The organism is Alcaligenes sp. HNGD-HTN06 (genome assembly GCF_049932565.1).
GTDB lineage: Bacteria > Pseudomonadota > Gammaproteobacteria > Burkholderiales > Burkholderiaceae_B > Alcaligenes > Alcaligenes ammonioxydans.
Genome location: NZ_CP187782.1, coordinates 1,522,756 through 1,537,582, shown reverse-complemented (window position 1 = coordinate 1,537,582; position 14,827 = coordinate 1,522,756). Strand labels below are relative to the sequence as shown.

The window sequence follows — 14,827 nt, the reverse complement described above, 5'->3', positions numbered from 1 at the left end:
TGCATTGTAGGAAGCCGGTTCAATGAAGTAAAATGGTCTTATCTCACCAATTCATGAAAATTCTTCACGTAACATGTTAGAGCGCATCCACCTGTCCGTCGTACAGCAAGTCGACAAGCAAGGCTCCCTGACCGCCGCTGCCAATGTGCTGCACGTCACTCAGTCGGCCCTCAGCCACACCATGAGAAAACTGGAACAACAATTAGGCACTGAAATCTGGCGCCGCGAGGGCCGCAGCCTGCAGTTGACGCAGGCAGGCCAGTACCTGCTGGCGGTCGCCAATCGCGTGCTGCCTCAGTTGGACCTGGCCGAAGAGCGCCTGGGTCAGTTTGCTCAGGGAGAGCGCGGATCGCTACGTATCGGTATGGAATGCCACCCCTGCTATCAGTGGCTGCTGAAGATCGTCTCCCCCTATCTGAACGCCTGGCCAGACGTGGACGTCGATGTGAAGCAGAAATTCCAGTTCGGCGGGATTGGCGCGTTGTTTGGCTACGAGATTGATCTGTTGGTCACACCGGACCCGCTCTACAAGCCAGGTTTGAAGTTCGAGCCCGTGTTCGATTACGAGCAGGTGCTGGTGGTTAATACCGAACATCGCCTGGCTACCGCAGACTATGCCAAACCTCAGGACATAGACCGGGAAGTGCTGATTTCCTACCCGGTGGACATAGACCGGCTGGACATCTACAACCAGTTTCTGCTGCCCGCCGGCATCGCCCCCAGACGGCACAAAACGATTGAAACAACCGACATCATGATGCAGATGGTAGCCAGCGGCCGTGGAGTGGCGGCGCTACCGCGATGGCTGGTGGAGGAGTATGCCGAAAAGCTGGACGTGGTACCGGTCAGGTTGGGCAAACAAGGCATCGCCAAACAAATTTACCTGGGGATGCGGGAGACGGAGGCCGTAATTGACTACCTGCAGGCCTTTATGGAGCTGGCGCGGGGGTTTGGGCCCGGAGGACAAGAGCAGAACAAGAAGTAAAGCGCCACTTACAGACGCTTTAATATCCCCTTGTCTGAATCATGAAGCCATGATGCTGACGAAGTAAGGAAGATACGCGTATACCATCGCGCCCCATAGACTGAAAATGCGGTAATCCCCCCATTTTTAGCAATTGCCAGAAGTAGGCATGCTATGCGGCCATGGCCAACCGCTGTTTTGGGGTAACTCCGCCCAAGGCCATATTTGGGCGCTCATGATTGTATGACCACATCCACTGCGTGGCGACGCGCTGAACGTGATCCAGATCGTCCCAGTGATACTGGGACAACCATTCGTATCGAACGGTTCTGTTGAACCGCTCAACGTAGGCGTTTTGTTGCGGCTTGCCCGGCTGGATGTATTCGAGCTTGATGTCCCATGCGCCCGCCCATTCTACGATGGCTGTGCTCAGGTACTCCGGACCGTTATCACAGCGAATGGCTGAAGGCTTGCCTCGCCATCCGATGATCTGCTTTAGTGTGCGGATCACCCGTTCAGAGGGCAGCGAGAAGTCCACTTCGATACCCAACGCCTCGCGGTTGAAATCGTCGATTACGTTGAGTACGCGGATGCTGCGCCCGTCCGCAAGTTGATCGTGCATGAAGTCCATCGACCAGACCTGGTTGATATGCGACGGTATCGTTAACCGCTCAGGAGCCTGCCTAACCAGACGTTTTCGGGGTTTGATCCGCAGGTTCAGTTCAAGCTCGCGGTAGATCCGATATACACGCTTGTGGTTCCAGCCAAATCCTCGCACATTGCGCAGGTACAGGAAACATAGTCCAAAGCCCCAGCTGCGATGGTTGTCGGTCAGACGCAGCAACCAATGGGCGATCTCCTCGTTCTCGACGTCGGTCTTGGCGACATACCGATAGCAGGTCTGACTGATACCAAACGCCGCGCAGGCCAAACGCACGGATAGGCCTCGGTCTTGTACGGCACGTTGGGCCATCTCGCGGCGACGAGATGGCTTTACCACTTTTTTTCGAGTGCCTCCGTCACAATCTCGGCCTTGAGCTTCTCCTCGACATACATCTTGCGTAGCCGCGCATTCTCGGCTTCCAGCTCCTTCATGCGCGCCATCAGCGACACGTCCATGCCGCCGTACTTCGAGCGCCACTTGTAGAACGTCGCTGAGCTGATGCCCAGCTCCCGGCATAGCTCCGGCACCGCCAAGCCAGACTCCACTCGCTTGATGGCCTCTATGATCTGGCTATCTGTGAATCTTGATCGCTTCATGTTGTAGAACTCCTCAATGAGAAAATTCTACTTCTGACTGCATCGCTTTTGTGGGGGGATTACCATGCCATCAAGCGCGTTTCACTGCACCCTTTGCGCCCAATCCACAGGCCATGCCTACTGAGGCTGCTCCACCGTGGGACACCGACGATGCGCGCCGGGATTGGCCCAAGCAAGGCCGGAAAACAACTACATCACTAACAAGGACGTGGTGGCAAGCCTGAACTCGTCGGCGAGAGCCATCAACGTACATAGGCTTAATATGCAACGGAAAGAGTCGGGTTCCATTTGCAAAAGCGGATGAATGTAAATAAGCCCGCAGTAATGCGGGCTTATCAGGTTTTATGCCATCAGGAGCACGGTACTGCCAGACGCGGGGGCATTCCCACTCGATTATCAATTACTAAAAAAACAACATATTTATCAGCATGTTAACTGAAGGATAAAGTTTAATGCCATGAAAAATACCATGCACCGATAATCTGTAGTCATTCAGGGTCACGCACGTCTAACCCCTCACTCCGGTGCCGGGCTATGGCTTCAACCACGGTTTCGCCCTCGCGCAACCCGTACAGTTCGCGGGCATTGGTGGTGGAGATAAACGCAGGTAGATCATTAGATGGCCCTTCGTCATTCAAGAATGCAAACTGATCTAGAAGATTGGACATGCGCTCCCCTCTCAAAAATATCCACGCTCAAGCACAATGTCCTCAGAATCATGCTCCTCGGCAGGAAAGCACTCGTTAAGATGCCAAATCAGCCTCTTGAAACCCTCAAGACTGAGAGGATATTTATCAAGATAATCGCTATACCACTGACTTTTTGCCTGACGTCCTGCTGCTGTGGAAAACTCTGAACGCTGATTAGAAGCTATGCGCTTAGCGCGCCGAAGCACAATTACTTCATCCATCGCTGTTAATTTTGTGTTGATTGGTGTCATATCCAACCATTCGCAGAGTAAAATATATTTTGACCCTGACGAGACTCTTTTCAGTTCACCAGCGGTAGCCGCTGCTTCCTGAAACATAGTCTTATCGAGATTGGTCTTTATTTCCGTAGCAAAATAAGAAACATGAAAATCTTGCTCAAAAATATCGTTTGGATTAGAGGGAGTCGTGATTCGCATTTTATGCCTACGAGTCACAGAAAAATCCTGATCTTTTCGCTTGATATAAACTCCTCCGCCAGACAGCGCAAGCAGCGGACTTTCGAATGACAGCCCAGCAAAGCTGGCTTTCGGCCCACACTCAAGTCCATTTTGCCTAGCAAAACCCGGAATAAGCCGAGCGTCGAACAATCGGGGCAAAAACTCTTCAAGAATAGTATTATCTAACTTGAGCTGTCCCTTTTGCCGGTAAAGAAAGTCTTCCTTAGAACAAAAAATAAGGTCGAACTCTACTGATTTCTTGTATGCATTAAGGAGAGTCACCAGCTCTTCTAGGAGATCATCGCCCTCACTTGTAAGAGAGTCCATACTCTCCACCCAAGAGGCATAAGCCTGGAGTTGTTTCTCTACCATGGGCTTATCACTGTCAGGAAGCTTAGCGTTCTGCGCTAACGCATGAAGTTTATCTCCATGTGCCCGAACATAGACAACATCAATCATTGGCGGCATCCCTAATCAGTGGTGATGGCAAAATTTTATTTGCTGAACAAATTGCTTCCGAGATTTCTTCTCGCCTCTCTGCCGGGCAATACTCCAATGCATTTCTCAATGCCTGAGCACCTACAGCACGCCCAATCTCCACAGCTTTATCGAGACTGAATTTCTGAGGCGTCATTGTAAGCACATCCTCAAATATAGATTCTCCGAAACGATTTGTGAATTTTCGCTCATTCCATTCAATGAGGTCATACCCCATCCCCTGGCAAGCAATAGCACTAATCAACTCTCCGTTCTTAAACGATACAGATCGAACATTAGACTCTCGCCCGAGTATTATCGTTAATTTTGCCTTATCCTTTAGAACACGACTCGCCTCTATAAAAAACTGCGCCATATCCATGCAGTACTGCACAACAGTCATATATCTGTTTTGTCGAAACTTTCGGTTAGCACCAATCTCAGACCTGGCGGCAGAGAGCGGCTTATGACCGAGAGCCTCAATAACAGGGCGATAGTTTTGATGATAATTGAATACGTTTATATATGGAGGAGAAGTGACTAGGTAATCAAAAGTATTCTGCGGAATATCTACAGACCTAGCATCACCGAGCCTCGCAGAAATCAAACACTTAGGAGCATAAAAATCAAAAGCAACACTCAAATAACGCTCCATCCCTTTTGACAACTTTGCCCGGGAAACTGAATTGCCATTTGAAAATAGAAATAGAAGAGCACCCTCCAATAAAATCCTCTCCTTTTCATTCAACCCTGCATCGAAGAGCGTTCTTACTGCTTGCTCAACAAAAATAATCCCTTGATCCTCGGAAGAGATTAATTGCAGGTTTTGGCAGAACTTTCGTGCACAATCAACAAGCGACTGCCTACACTCTGGTTCAACCCCTAGCAACTCACTAACTTTGGCAAGGCAGATCGCAGCAGGATTAACATCCATCCCAAGAGAATTAAAGCCGCCCCTGGCTGCTTCGCGGAGAACGGTGCCACTCCCACAAAAAGGATCGAAAATGTAATCCCCTTCTTTGCAATGTTTTGCAAGTAAGTATTCAATGAGCTGTGGGCTGAACTGCCCCCGCCACGGCAAAGCGCTAGTACGCTCCTTTTCTACAATATCGAGAAAATGCTGATCAGTGCTCGGCTGTACGCGATCAGAAAATGCAGAATAGTTGAGCGCTCTAGCTGCATTAAAATCTTGATCCAGGATTATCTCCATCTACACTCTACCTCTCAAAGATGTAACCCCGCTCCCATGCCTTAAGTTCATATCAATCATCAGAACTGTCCGCCTGCCATTCAAATGGCAGGCTGTTTTGCTGTCTTTGAACAGACTGCTGCACGTAGTCACGCATGAAATCACGAATTAGCACGGAAGCTGGACGATCATTCGCCTTAGCAGCCCTAAGAAAAGCTTGTTTGAGATCAACATCGACACGGCATGTAAAATTTGTTTGCTCCAAACCGCACCCCTTGTAATAACAAAGCACACAATACGCACTAACAGCGTAATGATAACAGCTATACTCCGACCTGTCACGATAGCTAAGCTGGCATCCAGCCCGCTCAAGCGTGTCGTGCTGCAGGTCTAGGGCTGATCGTAAGTCGATAGGCGAGTGTGCCCTATACCTTGATTCATGGACGCAACCAAGACATTGAAAACTTGACGGATATATTGAATCCTAAGCGGTTCTCACAACGAAAATTGCGATGCTTTCATGGTGTTCAGAAAACCACCGTTTGATGAACACTTTCTAGCGGCTAAACAAAAAGGGCGGCCAACAAGCCACCCGTTTGATCGCTGCATGCATCTCAAAAAATGCCCACAAATTCGGCGCAAGCTTGTTGCTCTCTTGGTCACCGGGATCGACACCCTTTCACCAGCGAGAGCTAGAAAAACCAGCAGCCTCGGCATACGGAGTAATGCCCGTACTCCCTCCAGCGAAAGATTCCATCACTCGGGCTACTTCTCGTTCGGTTTGAACGCCAGGCGGATAAGCAGACCGGTGCACAAAAGCGGCCACTTCCGTAGTGACGTCCAGCTCTGTTGACAGATCCCCGACCGGCTCAAATCGGGGTAACGGCTCTTGCGGGTGGCTTTCATCCAACCTGTCAAAAATGCTGCGCGTCATAGTCACACCTCCCGCTTAGTGTTGCCGTCGCCTTCACCGCCCAAGCTGTTACCACCAAAGGAATGCGAGCTTTCACGGATCGTAGATGCCAAACGACCACCGGCTGTATCAGCCACACGTTCTTTGAGTTTCTCAGCCATCATCGAGCCGGCACCCTTAACCAGATTTCCGGCTGCCCCCACAGAAAGGCTTGCTGCCTGTTTGATGCCGCCACCAAGGCTCCCGGTGCCACCACCAAAGCCAGCCGCTTGAGCAAACGGTGTGCTGCCGGTACTACTGCCCCCTCCGGAGTTAGCACCACCGCTGTCAAGGCTACTGTTCGACATTCCCCCCATGCTGGGCATATCGCTCCCGCTCGACATCGAGGCTTGTGCCTTGTCGAACGCCGCCTTGATGGCTGAACCGCCACCCGCTAGGTTTGCAGCACCACCCATGACGGCTGAACCTGCCACGCTTGCTGCGCCCGCTGCCATTCCAGCCGCCCCCATAACGGCACCTACCGCAGCTCCAGTACCGAAGTTGCCGATGCCGCCGGCAGAGCCAATGCCGGAACCTGTGATGATCCCGCCTACCATTGGCGGCACCCGGTTAACCAGCAACAGCAACGCCATGCAGAACACCAGCATGACGCCCAGCTCTTCGAAGTTGAGCACGTTCTGGTTCATCCTGGCGTAGAACGTAGACAGCATGTCGTTACCAATGCCGACCAGCAGCACCATGGTCATGATCTGAACGGCAACGCCAAGGACGGTCTTGTAGTAGTTGATCGCCATGTCTGAAGTCCAGCGCGATCCGCCGAACCCCAGGAAGAAGATGCCCGCGTAGGCCATTAGCCAGGCCGCAACAAGCATCAGCAGCATGTTGACGGCGACCAGGCCCAGAAGAAGCATAATCGCCGCGCTTAGCACCGCACCTACCAGGCTATCGACCGGCGACCAGGCTGATAGGTTGTTGACGGCTTGCTTCCAGATCATAAAGCCCACGTCGACGATGCCGGACGGGGTGATTGAGGACACGCCAGCCGCCTGCTCACCGATTCTGGCCAATGACTGGATGATCGAGTTGGCAAACGCCGGGCCATTGACCAGCAGCCACCAGAAGAAGCCAGTGAAAATGATGAAACGGACCAACTCAGCGAAGAACTCCCCAATGTCCGCTTTGCGTAAGGCCATCATCCCGAACGTCCAGACCATCGAGATCACCACCAGCGTCCAGAACAGCCACGATGCAGCATCGATAATGACGTGCTGCCAACTGGCTGCTCGGGTGGAGAAGCCAGTTACCACCTGATCGAGCATTCCCTGGTTGGTCAGGTCAGCTTTGGCTAGACCAGAATGTAGCAACAGGACGGTGCCGCCCAGGACAGTTTTGGTTAGCGTTTTCATCAGTTGCCCTCCCGGTCTTGCGGCTCGGTCAATTCCAGCCAGTTAAGTGGCTGTTCTGTGGGGGCAATGCCACCGCCTGCCGGCCGGCGCGAGCACAACCCGGCAAATGTCTCCCGAGTTGCCTTGTCTTCGATCTTCATGATTTCTGCCATCTGGCAGTTGGCATCGTTGACCTCCGGCATGGTCGGAGCGGGTGGGGTGTTGTCGCAGCCAGTGATGGCGAGAAGGAAGCCTGCCAGCATCGGAATGGTGAATTTGTTCATGGGTGGCTCTCCTTGTCAGCGGGCCAGTTCGAGCCAGTTCTTGGGGCCGCTGGTCGGCGCTATCCGCGATTCGGTGGAAGCGGCATGGGCAGCCTGTTGCTTCGCATCGAGGTCGGCCTCGGCTTGCATCCGTGTCGCGATGACCTGGTGCTGTGCGAGCAACATGGCGCGCATCTGCAAGAGCTGGTTAGCCTGCTGGCTGGCAAGCTGGTTGGCATAGCCAAGGGCCTGCATTTGCCCGTCCGCACCCTGGGCGCTGTGTTGGAGACTTTCCAGTGTGCGGGCGTCTGATTGCAGCGCATCCTGCTGCTGTTTTAGGGTATGGAACAGGTCATCATTGGCGCGCTTTTGGCTTTCGCTCGCCAGGCGGCGGTTCTCGTTCATGGCTGCCCATTCGGCCTCTGTGCAACCGCCGGTGGCGTTAAAGCACGGCGAACCACGGTAGTAGGCCACGTCCTGGAACTTGCCGAGATACGCATCCAGGCTGCCGAGCTGGGTCTGGTAGTAATCCAGGGTGTTCATTGCCGAACGCAGGTTGTCCATCGTGCGGGTAGCCTGGTCCCAGATATACGCGGCTGGGGCCATGGTGTTCTGTAGCTGGTTTTCGTACTGCTGGAGCTGGGTTTGATACTGCTCGATCTGCTTGAGCGTTTGAGCCACCGACTCGATGGCGGTCATGACGTTTTGCGTCAGGTTGCCCCCGTCAATGACTGGAATCCCGGCCTGAGCCGGTAGCGAGCCGCCGCCGATGGCGAGCGAGATCAGGAGCGCGGTTTTAGCCGCTAAAATTTTGCGAGTTCTCATGGTCGATACCCTTTGCTGAAAGTGGCTAGCGTCATCGAGTAGCCGCGCCACGGAGCTATTCGGTAATTGACCAGAGCGACACCGAAGCCCGGCCGTTTTTGCTTGAATCACGGTGTCGAAAAATCTACTTGCTAGCGTGCTCGGCCTTTCCCTTGCCGCTTGGCCTTTTTGGCTGCTTGCTCGGCCCGCAGCTTGGCTTGACGTAATGCAATCGTTTCCGCGGGGCTGGGTGCTTGAGGCGCCTGGGGTTGCATCACCTGCTCGCTTGCCGCGATATGGAGAACGGGAAGCTGGCCCAGGGCGTGCAACTGGTTTAGCCGCTGCGGTGGAGGCTGTTGGCCGATGGGCGAAACTCGACTTCTCAAACTTGCTACCGAGCCCTTACTTTTGCTTCGCCGCTGCAGAAGCTCTTGCCTCCGGCGCTCCAGGCCCGGATCGGCAAAGGTGATGGACAGGCGGCCGTCAACGGCCGCATGAATGATTCGGGCCTTGAACTCGGCGTCGCCGGTCACGGTGATTCGGCTGCCGTAACGCTCGGCCGCCATGCGCAGCGCAGCCTGTAAGCCGCGCTGGTCGTTTGCTCTGGAAACCTGCAGCTTGTCCCCGTCATCGCGCACGGCTGTTTGCCCAGCGCGATAGATGATCGTGCCCTTCTTGGTGATGTTGTCGATTTCCGGGGCGCTGCTGCCACGTGGCCCCCCATGGCCGGTCAGCGTGTGTCCCTGCAAGCCCTTGGCAGCGTCTCTGGCGCGCAGCGCACTCAGGGCCTCGTGGTTGCCCTGCATGGCTTCGGCTTTGAGCCAGTCGGCCCATGTGCGCGGCTGAAAGCCCTGATACAGCTTTTCACGCTCATTGGTGTACTCGGCATGAATGGCATCTAAGCTCGCCCGCAACGCCTTGCTGATCTGGGAATACAGCACTTTCTTGCTGACCGTTCGGCCATCCACAACCTTGATCGTCGCACGGCGCAGCCTGTTCGCTCTCTTGGCGTCCTCAACAGCCCTGTCCTTGCGCCGCCTGGCGCTGCTCAGTGCATCGGATCTTGCCAGGGCGAGGTTCTTTTGCTCGTTCTTGTAACGCGCATACAGCTCGGTGGTGTCGATCCGCATTGGCATCGGAGCTTTCTGATAGCTGCGTTTTGGCGTGGACGTATGCTTCTCGGAAGACGCCTCGAAGGGGCCAAGTCGATCCTCCAGGGCCCGCTTGGATAGGTCGCGGGCAATGGTGCTGGCCTTGACCATGGTTGCATCCCTTGCTTCAACCACCAGGCCGTTACCACGCTCACGCAGTACCAACCCGTTGTCGCGCATAACTTGGTGCAGCTCGGCCCAACTCGTAGAGCCTCGCATTTCCTCCAGACATTGCCGCTTGATCCAGCCGGCCAGGCTTTCCATTCCTGAATGCTGTTCCATATCGGCCACCCGCACCTCGGACAACGTTCGCCGAGGGTGATGGTTGTCCTGCTCAAGTCCGTAGTCCTGCTCCAGGATCGAGCAAAGCTCACCTAGCATGCGGTATGACTGGAAAGGCTCGTGCATGATGTTGCGTGTCGAGTGGATCTTGTTGATCGCAATATGGATGTGCAGATTGTCGGTGTCGTTGTGCACCGCGCTCACCCGCTGGTGTTCGCTGTATCCCAGCCCGCTGCAGATTCTCTGTTCAATCGCCTTGAGGGTGGCTTCATCGGGTTGTTCACCCGCACGAAAGCTGACGATCAGGTGATAAGTCTTGTCGCCCTTGGCACGGGTGTTCATGTGTTGCGTCGCAAGGATTTCTTCAATGGCGGCCGGAACCGTTCCAGCCTCACAGTTCGTTACCTGAACCAGACCCAGCCGGTGATCCTTGCTTTGCGCATCGGTGATGTAGCTCGCCAACCCTCCGAAATCGCTTTTACCGAGCGTTCGCATTGGGACGTGTTTGATGATCATGGCCACCTTCCGGTTTTTAGCCGCTAAAATCTTCAGCTCGCCCTGGGACGAACGATGGACTTCATCACCTCAGCCATTTCCGCCTGGGTCGCTTCGATGCGTTCCAGCAGGCGGTGAATGGTCTCCGCACCGAAGGCGGCTGTTCGCACGTCATCGGTCAGCCACAGCTTCAGCAGGCCACCCAGTCGACCAAGGTCGCCATTGATCCGGGCCAGTTCGCGCACACGCTCATAGTCGGTGATGCCTTGAACCCGGTAGCCCTGGCCTACGTTCAAGAGGAAGTTCGACAGGCTCTTGCCAGCAGCTCTGGCGTTGTCAGCGATCACCTCGCGTTCCGAGGGGAGGCAATACACCTTGATTGGCGAATATGCTTTCCGGGTTGTTTTTTCTGTTTCCATGTGACGCCTCGTTACGCTGTATGACTGGCCTCGCAGAGCAGGATGACCGTTGAGCACCGCAGGTGCGAATAAGGTTCAGTGAAGAGGCCGACACGCTTGCGTGGTGGGCCTACTTCACCCATCCTGCCCGCAGTTCAACCGCGACTTCTCCGCTGCACTACTGTCAAATTCATCGCTATTTGTGCCCCATCTGGCTTGCATCCGCCGGTATTGCATACAAATCGGTATAGAACCGCGCTGTAATGACCAGTAGCAGCGCTGCAACAGTGATCCAATAGCGGTATAACAGCGCAGTAGCAGCGTTTACAGCCATCAAACAAACAAGTTGTACGCCAGGGAAAAACGCTGACGTGCGTTCTGTTGGTTGCTCATTCCAGAACCTTTTTTCCGTAATGGGCACGGTATGCGTAATGCTCGTCGCAATCGGCAATCAGCCCCATCTGCTCAAGCATTCCACGCTCCCAGGACCCGGGCCGGCGACTACCGTCCGCAATGCTGGCCAACACATACCCAATCAGCGTATCCACACTGTCCATCGGATTTGGGGCGCTGTGTATACGGTGCAACTCGACGATGTATTCCAGTTCTCTCAGTACACTGTTGCTGACGGTGATCTGCATTTCATTCTCCAGCGAAGACAAATCCCTGCTCGAAAACCAAAGAGTTACGCTGATAAAAATCTGCCCATCCAACCCGCCCCTCAAATATCAATAAATGCGGTATGCCCCAGCATGTGCCAGCACCCCGCAATGAAACCATTACTGATATATGAGGGGCGCCAACTGCTTTATTGACACTTGAGGGGCGGCCATCAGTAGCTATCGCCGCAGTAGGCTCAAGGTCTCTCTACCTGGCGTCCAACCATCGGCCGCTGGCCGATTGCATAGCTCACCCTTTTCTCTCCCATAAGGTATAACCGTCCGCATCAAGCGGGCGGTTATACCGCCTGGATATCCTGAAATATCCTGAATACCCTGCAAGAAGCGCGAAAAATCGGGCCCCTGTGGCACGCTTCCGGGCCGCTGTGGCACGGCTTCGGGCCGGTGTGGCACGCTATCGGGCCCCTGTGGCACGCTTAACCCTATCTTTCGCCCCCAACTCGATGCCGACTTCGGCCAACTTGATGGCATCTTCTTTCAGCCGCCGCCGATACTTGCGCAGCATCATGCTGCTCAGCGCGTCGCCAGCTACGGCGCGAATCAATGTGTTTAAATGCCAGCCACCCGCAGGATCGTGCCTGTGGGTAAGCACGTGCCGGGCCAGCGCTTGGCTTATTCCGTGTTGCAAGCGCGCTATGGGAGCGGGTGAGTAGTACAAAGACAAATCTCTTTCCAGCAGCATCACCAGGGCCACACCCAGCCTGACGCGCCACAAGTGGCGCTCACCGCCAGTAAACGGGTCGCGGCGGGTCATCGGTGAAGGCATAACGTGGTCAATGAGGCCGCCGATGATGCTGTCACCACTACGCTCCATTTCCGGCGTCACAATCTCAACCGTTGCTGCCCGCAGGTCAGTCAGCAGCTTCTTGATGCGGCCGTGGCTGTACTGGTGATCGGATAGCATCCGGCGCAGCTTCGCCGGATCAATCAACAGCTCGATGCCACCGTCCGATATTTCGCGGCGGCGTTCCGCTACATACAACATGGATTCCACGATATCGGCATGACGCTGGCCCAGCCTGCCGGTTACGCGGCATCGACCAAAGCCGGTGTCCATCCACTGCCCCGCACGCTCTCGTGGGCGCTGGCTGGGCTGATAGATCATCACTCGGGCCTGCAATGCCGTGCTGGTCGGGGCGACCTGATTACCAGTTGTCATTGCCGCCCCTCGCTACGGATTTCAACTTCGCGGGTGATTGGCGCTTCTGTCGTTCAAGTACAGCCGGCTTGAGCACGCCGCCCTCGTGCCGCCGTAACCAACACTCCTGAAAGGGCGCACCGTAGTTTGCTTTGCTGACGCCATAGCGGACAAAGAACCCCCGCTGTCCTTCATCAACCCCCCATTCCTCGGCCTCGGCCTGCGTCATACCGGCCAGATACGACTGCCAGCGAATGTTATCGACCAGCACCGACGATCCACGGCTGGCCTGCTGTTGATCGCCAGCACCCGCCATCGCCGCGCCTTTGCTGGCGTGGTGCAGAAACACAATGGCACAGCCGGTATCGGCGGCTATGGCCTCCATACGGCCGACAACCTGAGCCATAGGCCCGCTGGCGTTCTCCTCCTCGATATGGAAGCGACGCAGAGTGTCGAGAACCATCAGACGACGGCCCTCAGCGGCCCGCTTGAGTCCGTCGAACCAATCTCGGTCCATGACGTTGGGGCATTTGCCAATCAGCGGCTCGATCAGCAGGCCATCCGCCACGGCTCGCCGCTGGTCGACTGTGAGGTGCGCGCCAAGTGCGTGCAATCGGTGATGGATTGCAACAGGTGGATCTTCGGCTGGCAGGTAGACCACCGCGCCGGTGGGCAGCTCGCCCACTTCCAGTAGATCAGGGCCGCCAGCAACCTGCGCAGCCAATTGCAGGATCAGCATGGACTTGCCCGCCCCGCCTGGCGACACCAAAGCACCCACCGTACCGACAACCATATTGGGTAATACATAGTCAATCGGAGGCGGCGGATCGGTGAACGCCTCCATCAGGTCCATGGCCATATCAGCCCCTCATGTCACCGGGTCGATCAGCCTGGATGCCCGATGCTTTACGCGCTTCAATCCACTCCTCGACTTCCGATAAATCCCATGCAACATTCCTGCATGTGAGAGCGATACGACGCGGAAACTCACCTCTCTGCTCCAAGTTGTAGATGGTTCGTGTCGAGAGCGGAATGATCTCCAAGAGCCTTTTCCTGTTGATCAACATCTTGTTTGTCATGGCTTGCATGGCCCGGCCTCCAATTGCTAACGAGTGCCTTATGGTGCCTAGCAATTCATTCTTCGACAGCGCTATAATTACCCAAAAAGGTTGACAACATGAAAAAAGAAAATTCCACGAGACTCATAGAGGCTCTAGATCCCGACGTTGTCATCTTCATTCATGACGACTGCTCACCCACCGTTGCGGCAGCCCTTCAGAAATTTCAGGAACGTTGGCGACCATACTCGACGGCCTCACGCCACTACCCAATAGTGGGCTTGATCCGAGAAGTAATTGATCCAGCCGTAGCCGCCTACATGACCACCCTTCCTGCGCGTTATTCGAGTTTTGTTCCAGGTGCGGGAACTGGCACCGACTTCAGTGAGATCATTCGACTGGTGGGACTTGATGCCATGGTTCGCTTGCAACGAGAGCTGCTGCGCCGGTTCATCAAAACAGTGGATCGACAGGATTCAAGAGACCGGCGGTTTATCGGAACACTTGAATCTTTAGCCAGCCTGGCTTTGAGCTGCGCATGCAAACGTCCCAAGAAATCGGCTTTGCGTGGCCTGAATGGAACCCGCCCACAAAACTTCTGCCGCTTCTGCGGCAAACCTGTCGGGCTAAAGTCATTTGCAGATGATGATTCTCAAGTGCGCGGCAACGATGACAATCTACGATTAAGCAGCAAGTATTGCGCTGACCATCAACCTCTACTGCCCAGCGGGGCATCAAACCCGGCTTATAGGCGAGCGAAGCGCTCTGTCGAACAATTCAATATCGAACTTGGCCGACTTAACCGCCAATGCGCAAACCGAGGCACGCCACAAGCTGCGTCAGGCGACCCGCTGGTGGATCGCTATTTCCACCAATACCTGCTGGCCCAGACCGTACAACCAGCCGACAAAGGGGAACTACGCAACCAAGCGCGCTTGATGGTGGACTCGAAGCTATCAGACCGCAAAAAACAAATACTGATACTCCAGTGGGATGGACTCAATCAGTCGGAGATAGCGCGAAAACTGGGCATCGAACGTCAAGCAGTATCGAAAGCGCTGAAATCACTGGCTTCGACGCCTCGAATGTTTCAACTGAAGGAGTAAAAACATCAAGAAAATTTAGCGGCTAAAATTTACCGACTAAGCTCTGGCCCGGTCCTTGTCAGACAGAAAGCGGCCCAAAGCAGGAGCTCGAATTGGAAAGTCCGATGGCTGCTTCGC

At 54.7% G+C, this 14,827-nt stretch carries 15 protein-coding genes; 2 read left to right on the top strand and 13 right to left on the bottom strand.

Features of this window, described 5'->3' with window-relative positions; genetic code table 11:
- The first annotated feature begins 73 nt into the window (after positions 1-73).
- Positions 74-985 carry a LysR family transcriptional regulator gene (locus ACOZ42_RS06960; RefSeq protein ID WP_003801333.1) on the top strand — a complete coding sequence of 304 codons (912 nt, stop codon included), beginning with the start codon at positions 74-76 and terminating at the stop codon, positions 983-985.
- Between the two features lie 151 nt (positions 986-1,136).
- Here ACOZ42_RS06960 and ACOZ42_RS06955 read toward each other — a convergent pair.
- From ACOZ42_RS06955 to ACOZ42_RS06895, 13 genes are all read right to left on the bottom strand, one after another.
- A protein-coding gene (locus ACOZ42_RS06955; protein ID WP_411762154.1) for an IS3 family transposase occupies positions 1,137-2,224 on the bottom strand; the annotation gives its coding sequence in 2 pieces (ribosomal slippage) (positions 1,137-1,972 and positions 1,972-2,224; 1,089 coding nt in all).
- 488 nt (positions 2,225-2,712) lie between these two features.
- Positions 2,713-2,892, bottom strand: a complete 180-nt coding sequence (locus tag ACOZ42_RS06950; protein ID WP_426345729.1) for a hypothetical protein — start codon at positions 2,890-2,892, stop codon at positions 2,713-2,715.
- Positions 2,893-2,903: 11 nt separating this feature from the next.
- A complete protein-coding gene (locus ACOZ42_RS06945) occupies positions 2,904-3,830 on the bottom strand; it encodes a Bpu10I family restriction endonuclease (RefSeq protein WP_426345728.1) in 927 nt (308 codons plus the stop codon).
- A complete protein-coding gene (locus ACOZ42_RS06940) occupies positions 3,823-5,058 on the bottom strand; it encodes a DNA methyltransferase (RefSeq protein WP_426345727.1) in 1,236 nt (411 codons plus the stop codon). Before ACOZ42_RS06940 ends, ACOZ42_RS06945 begins: the two co-directional genes overlap by 8 nt.
- Before the next feature lie 915 nt (positions 5,059-5,973).
- Positions 5,974-7,356, bottom strand: coding sequence for a P-type conjugative transfer protein TrbL (gene trbL, locus ACOZ42_RS06935; protein WP_426345726.1), 1,383 nt, complete (start codon positions 7,354-7,356; stop codon positions 5,974-5,976).
- Entirely contained in the window at positions 7,356-7,619 is a 264-nt protein-coding gene (trbK, locus tag ACOZ42_RS06930) for an entry exclusion lipoprotein TrbK (protein ID WP_426345725.1), read from the bottom strand. The genes trbL and trbK overlap by 1 nt, the downstream gene beginning before the upstream one ends.
- A gap of 15 nt (positions 7,620-7,634) precedes the next feature.
- On the bottom strand, positions 7,635-8,423 hold the full coding sequence (trbJ, locus tag ACOZ42_RS06925; protein ID WP_426345724.1) for a P-type conjugative transfer protein TrbJ: 789 nt from the start codon (positions 8,421-8,423) through the stop codon (positions 7,635-7,637).
- Between the two features lie 131 nt (positions 8,424-8,554).
- Entirely contained in the window at positions 8,555-10,351 is a 1,797-nt protein-coding gene (gene traI / locus ACOZ42_RS06920) for a TraI/MobA(P) family conjugative relaxase (RefSeq protein WP_426345723.1), read from the bottom strand.
- Positions 10,352-10,383: 32 nt separating this feature from the next.
- The gene (traJ, locus tag ACOZ42_RS06915; RefSeq protein WP_426345722.1) at positions 10,384-10,749 is read right to left on the bottom strand and encodes a conjugal transfer transcriptional regulator TraJ; all 366 of its coding nucleotides are present in this window, start codon (positions 10,747-10,749) and stop codon (positions 10,384-10,386) included.
- Between the two features lie 368 nt (positions 10,750-11,117).
- Positions 11,118-11,369, bottom strand: coding sequence for a hypothetical protein (locus tag ACOZ42_RS06910; protein ID WP_426345721.1), 252 nt, complete (start codon positions 11,367-11,369; stop codon positions 11,118-11,120).
- A 433-nt stretch (positions 11,370-11,802) separates the two neighbouring features.
- The gene (locus ACOZ42_RS06905) at positions 11,803-12,567 is read right to left on the bottom strand and encodes a hypothetical protein (protein WP_426345720.1); all 765 of its coding nucleotides are present in this window, start codon (positions 12,565-12,567) and stop codon (positions 11,803-11,805) included.
- On the bottom strand, positions 12,554-13,390 hold the full coding sequence (locus ACOZ42_RS06900; RefSeq protein ID WP_426345719.1) for a helicase RepA family protein: 837 nt from the start codon (positions 13,388-13,390) through the stop codon (positions 12,554-12,556). The genes ACOZ42_RS06905 and ACOZ42_RS06900 overlap by 14 nt, the downstream gene beginning before the upstream one ends.
- Positions 13,391-13,406: 16 nt before the next feature.
- Positions 13,407-13,613 carry a helix-turn-helix transcriptional regulator gene (locus tag ACOZ42_RS06895; protein ID WP_426345842.1) on the bottom strand — a complete coding sequence of 69 codons (207 nt, stop codon included), beginning with the start codon at positions 13,611-13,613 and terminating at the stop codon, positions 13,407-13,409.
- Positions 13,614-13,723: 110 nt separating this feature from the next.
- Between ACOZ42_RS06895 and ACOZ42_RS06890 the strand changes: the two genes are divergently transcribed.
- Positions 13,724-14,710: a LuxR family transcriptional regulator gene (locus ACOZ42_RS06890; protein ID WP_426345718.1), complete on the top strand. Its 987-nt coding sequence runs from the start codon at positions 13,724-13,726 to the stop codon at positions 14,708-14,710.
- Positions 14,711-14,827 lie beyond the last annotated feature (117 nt).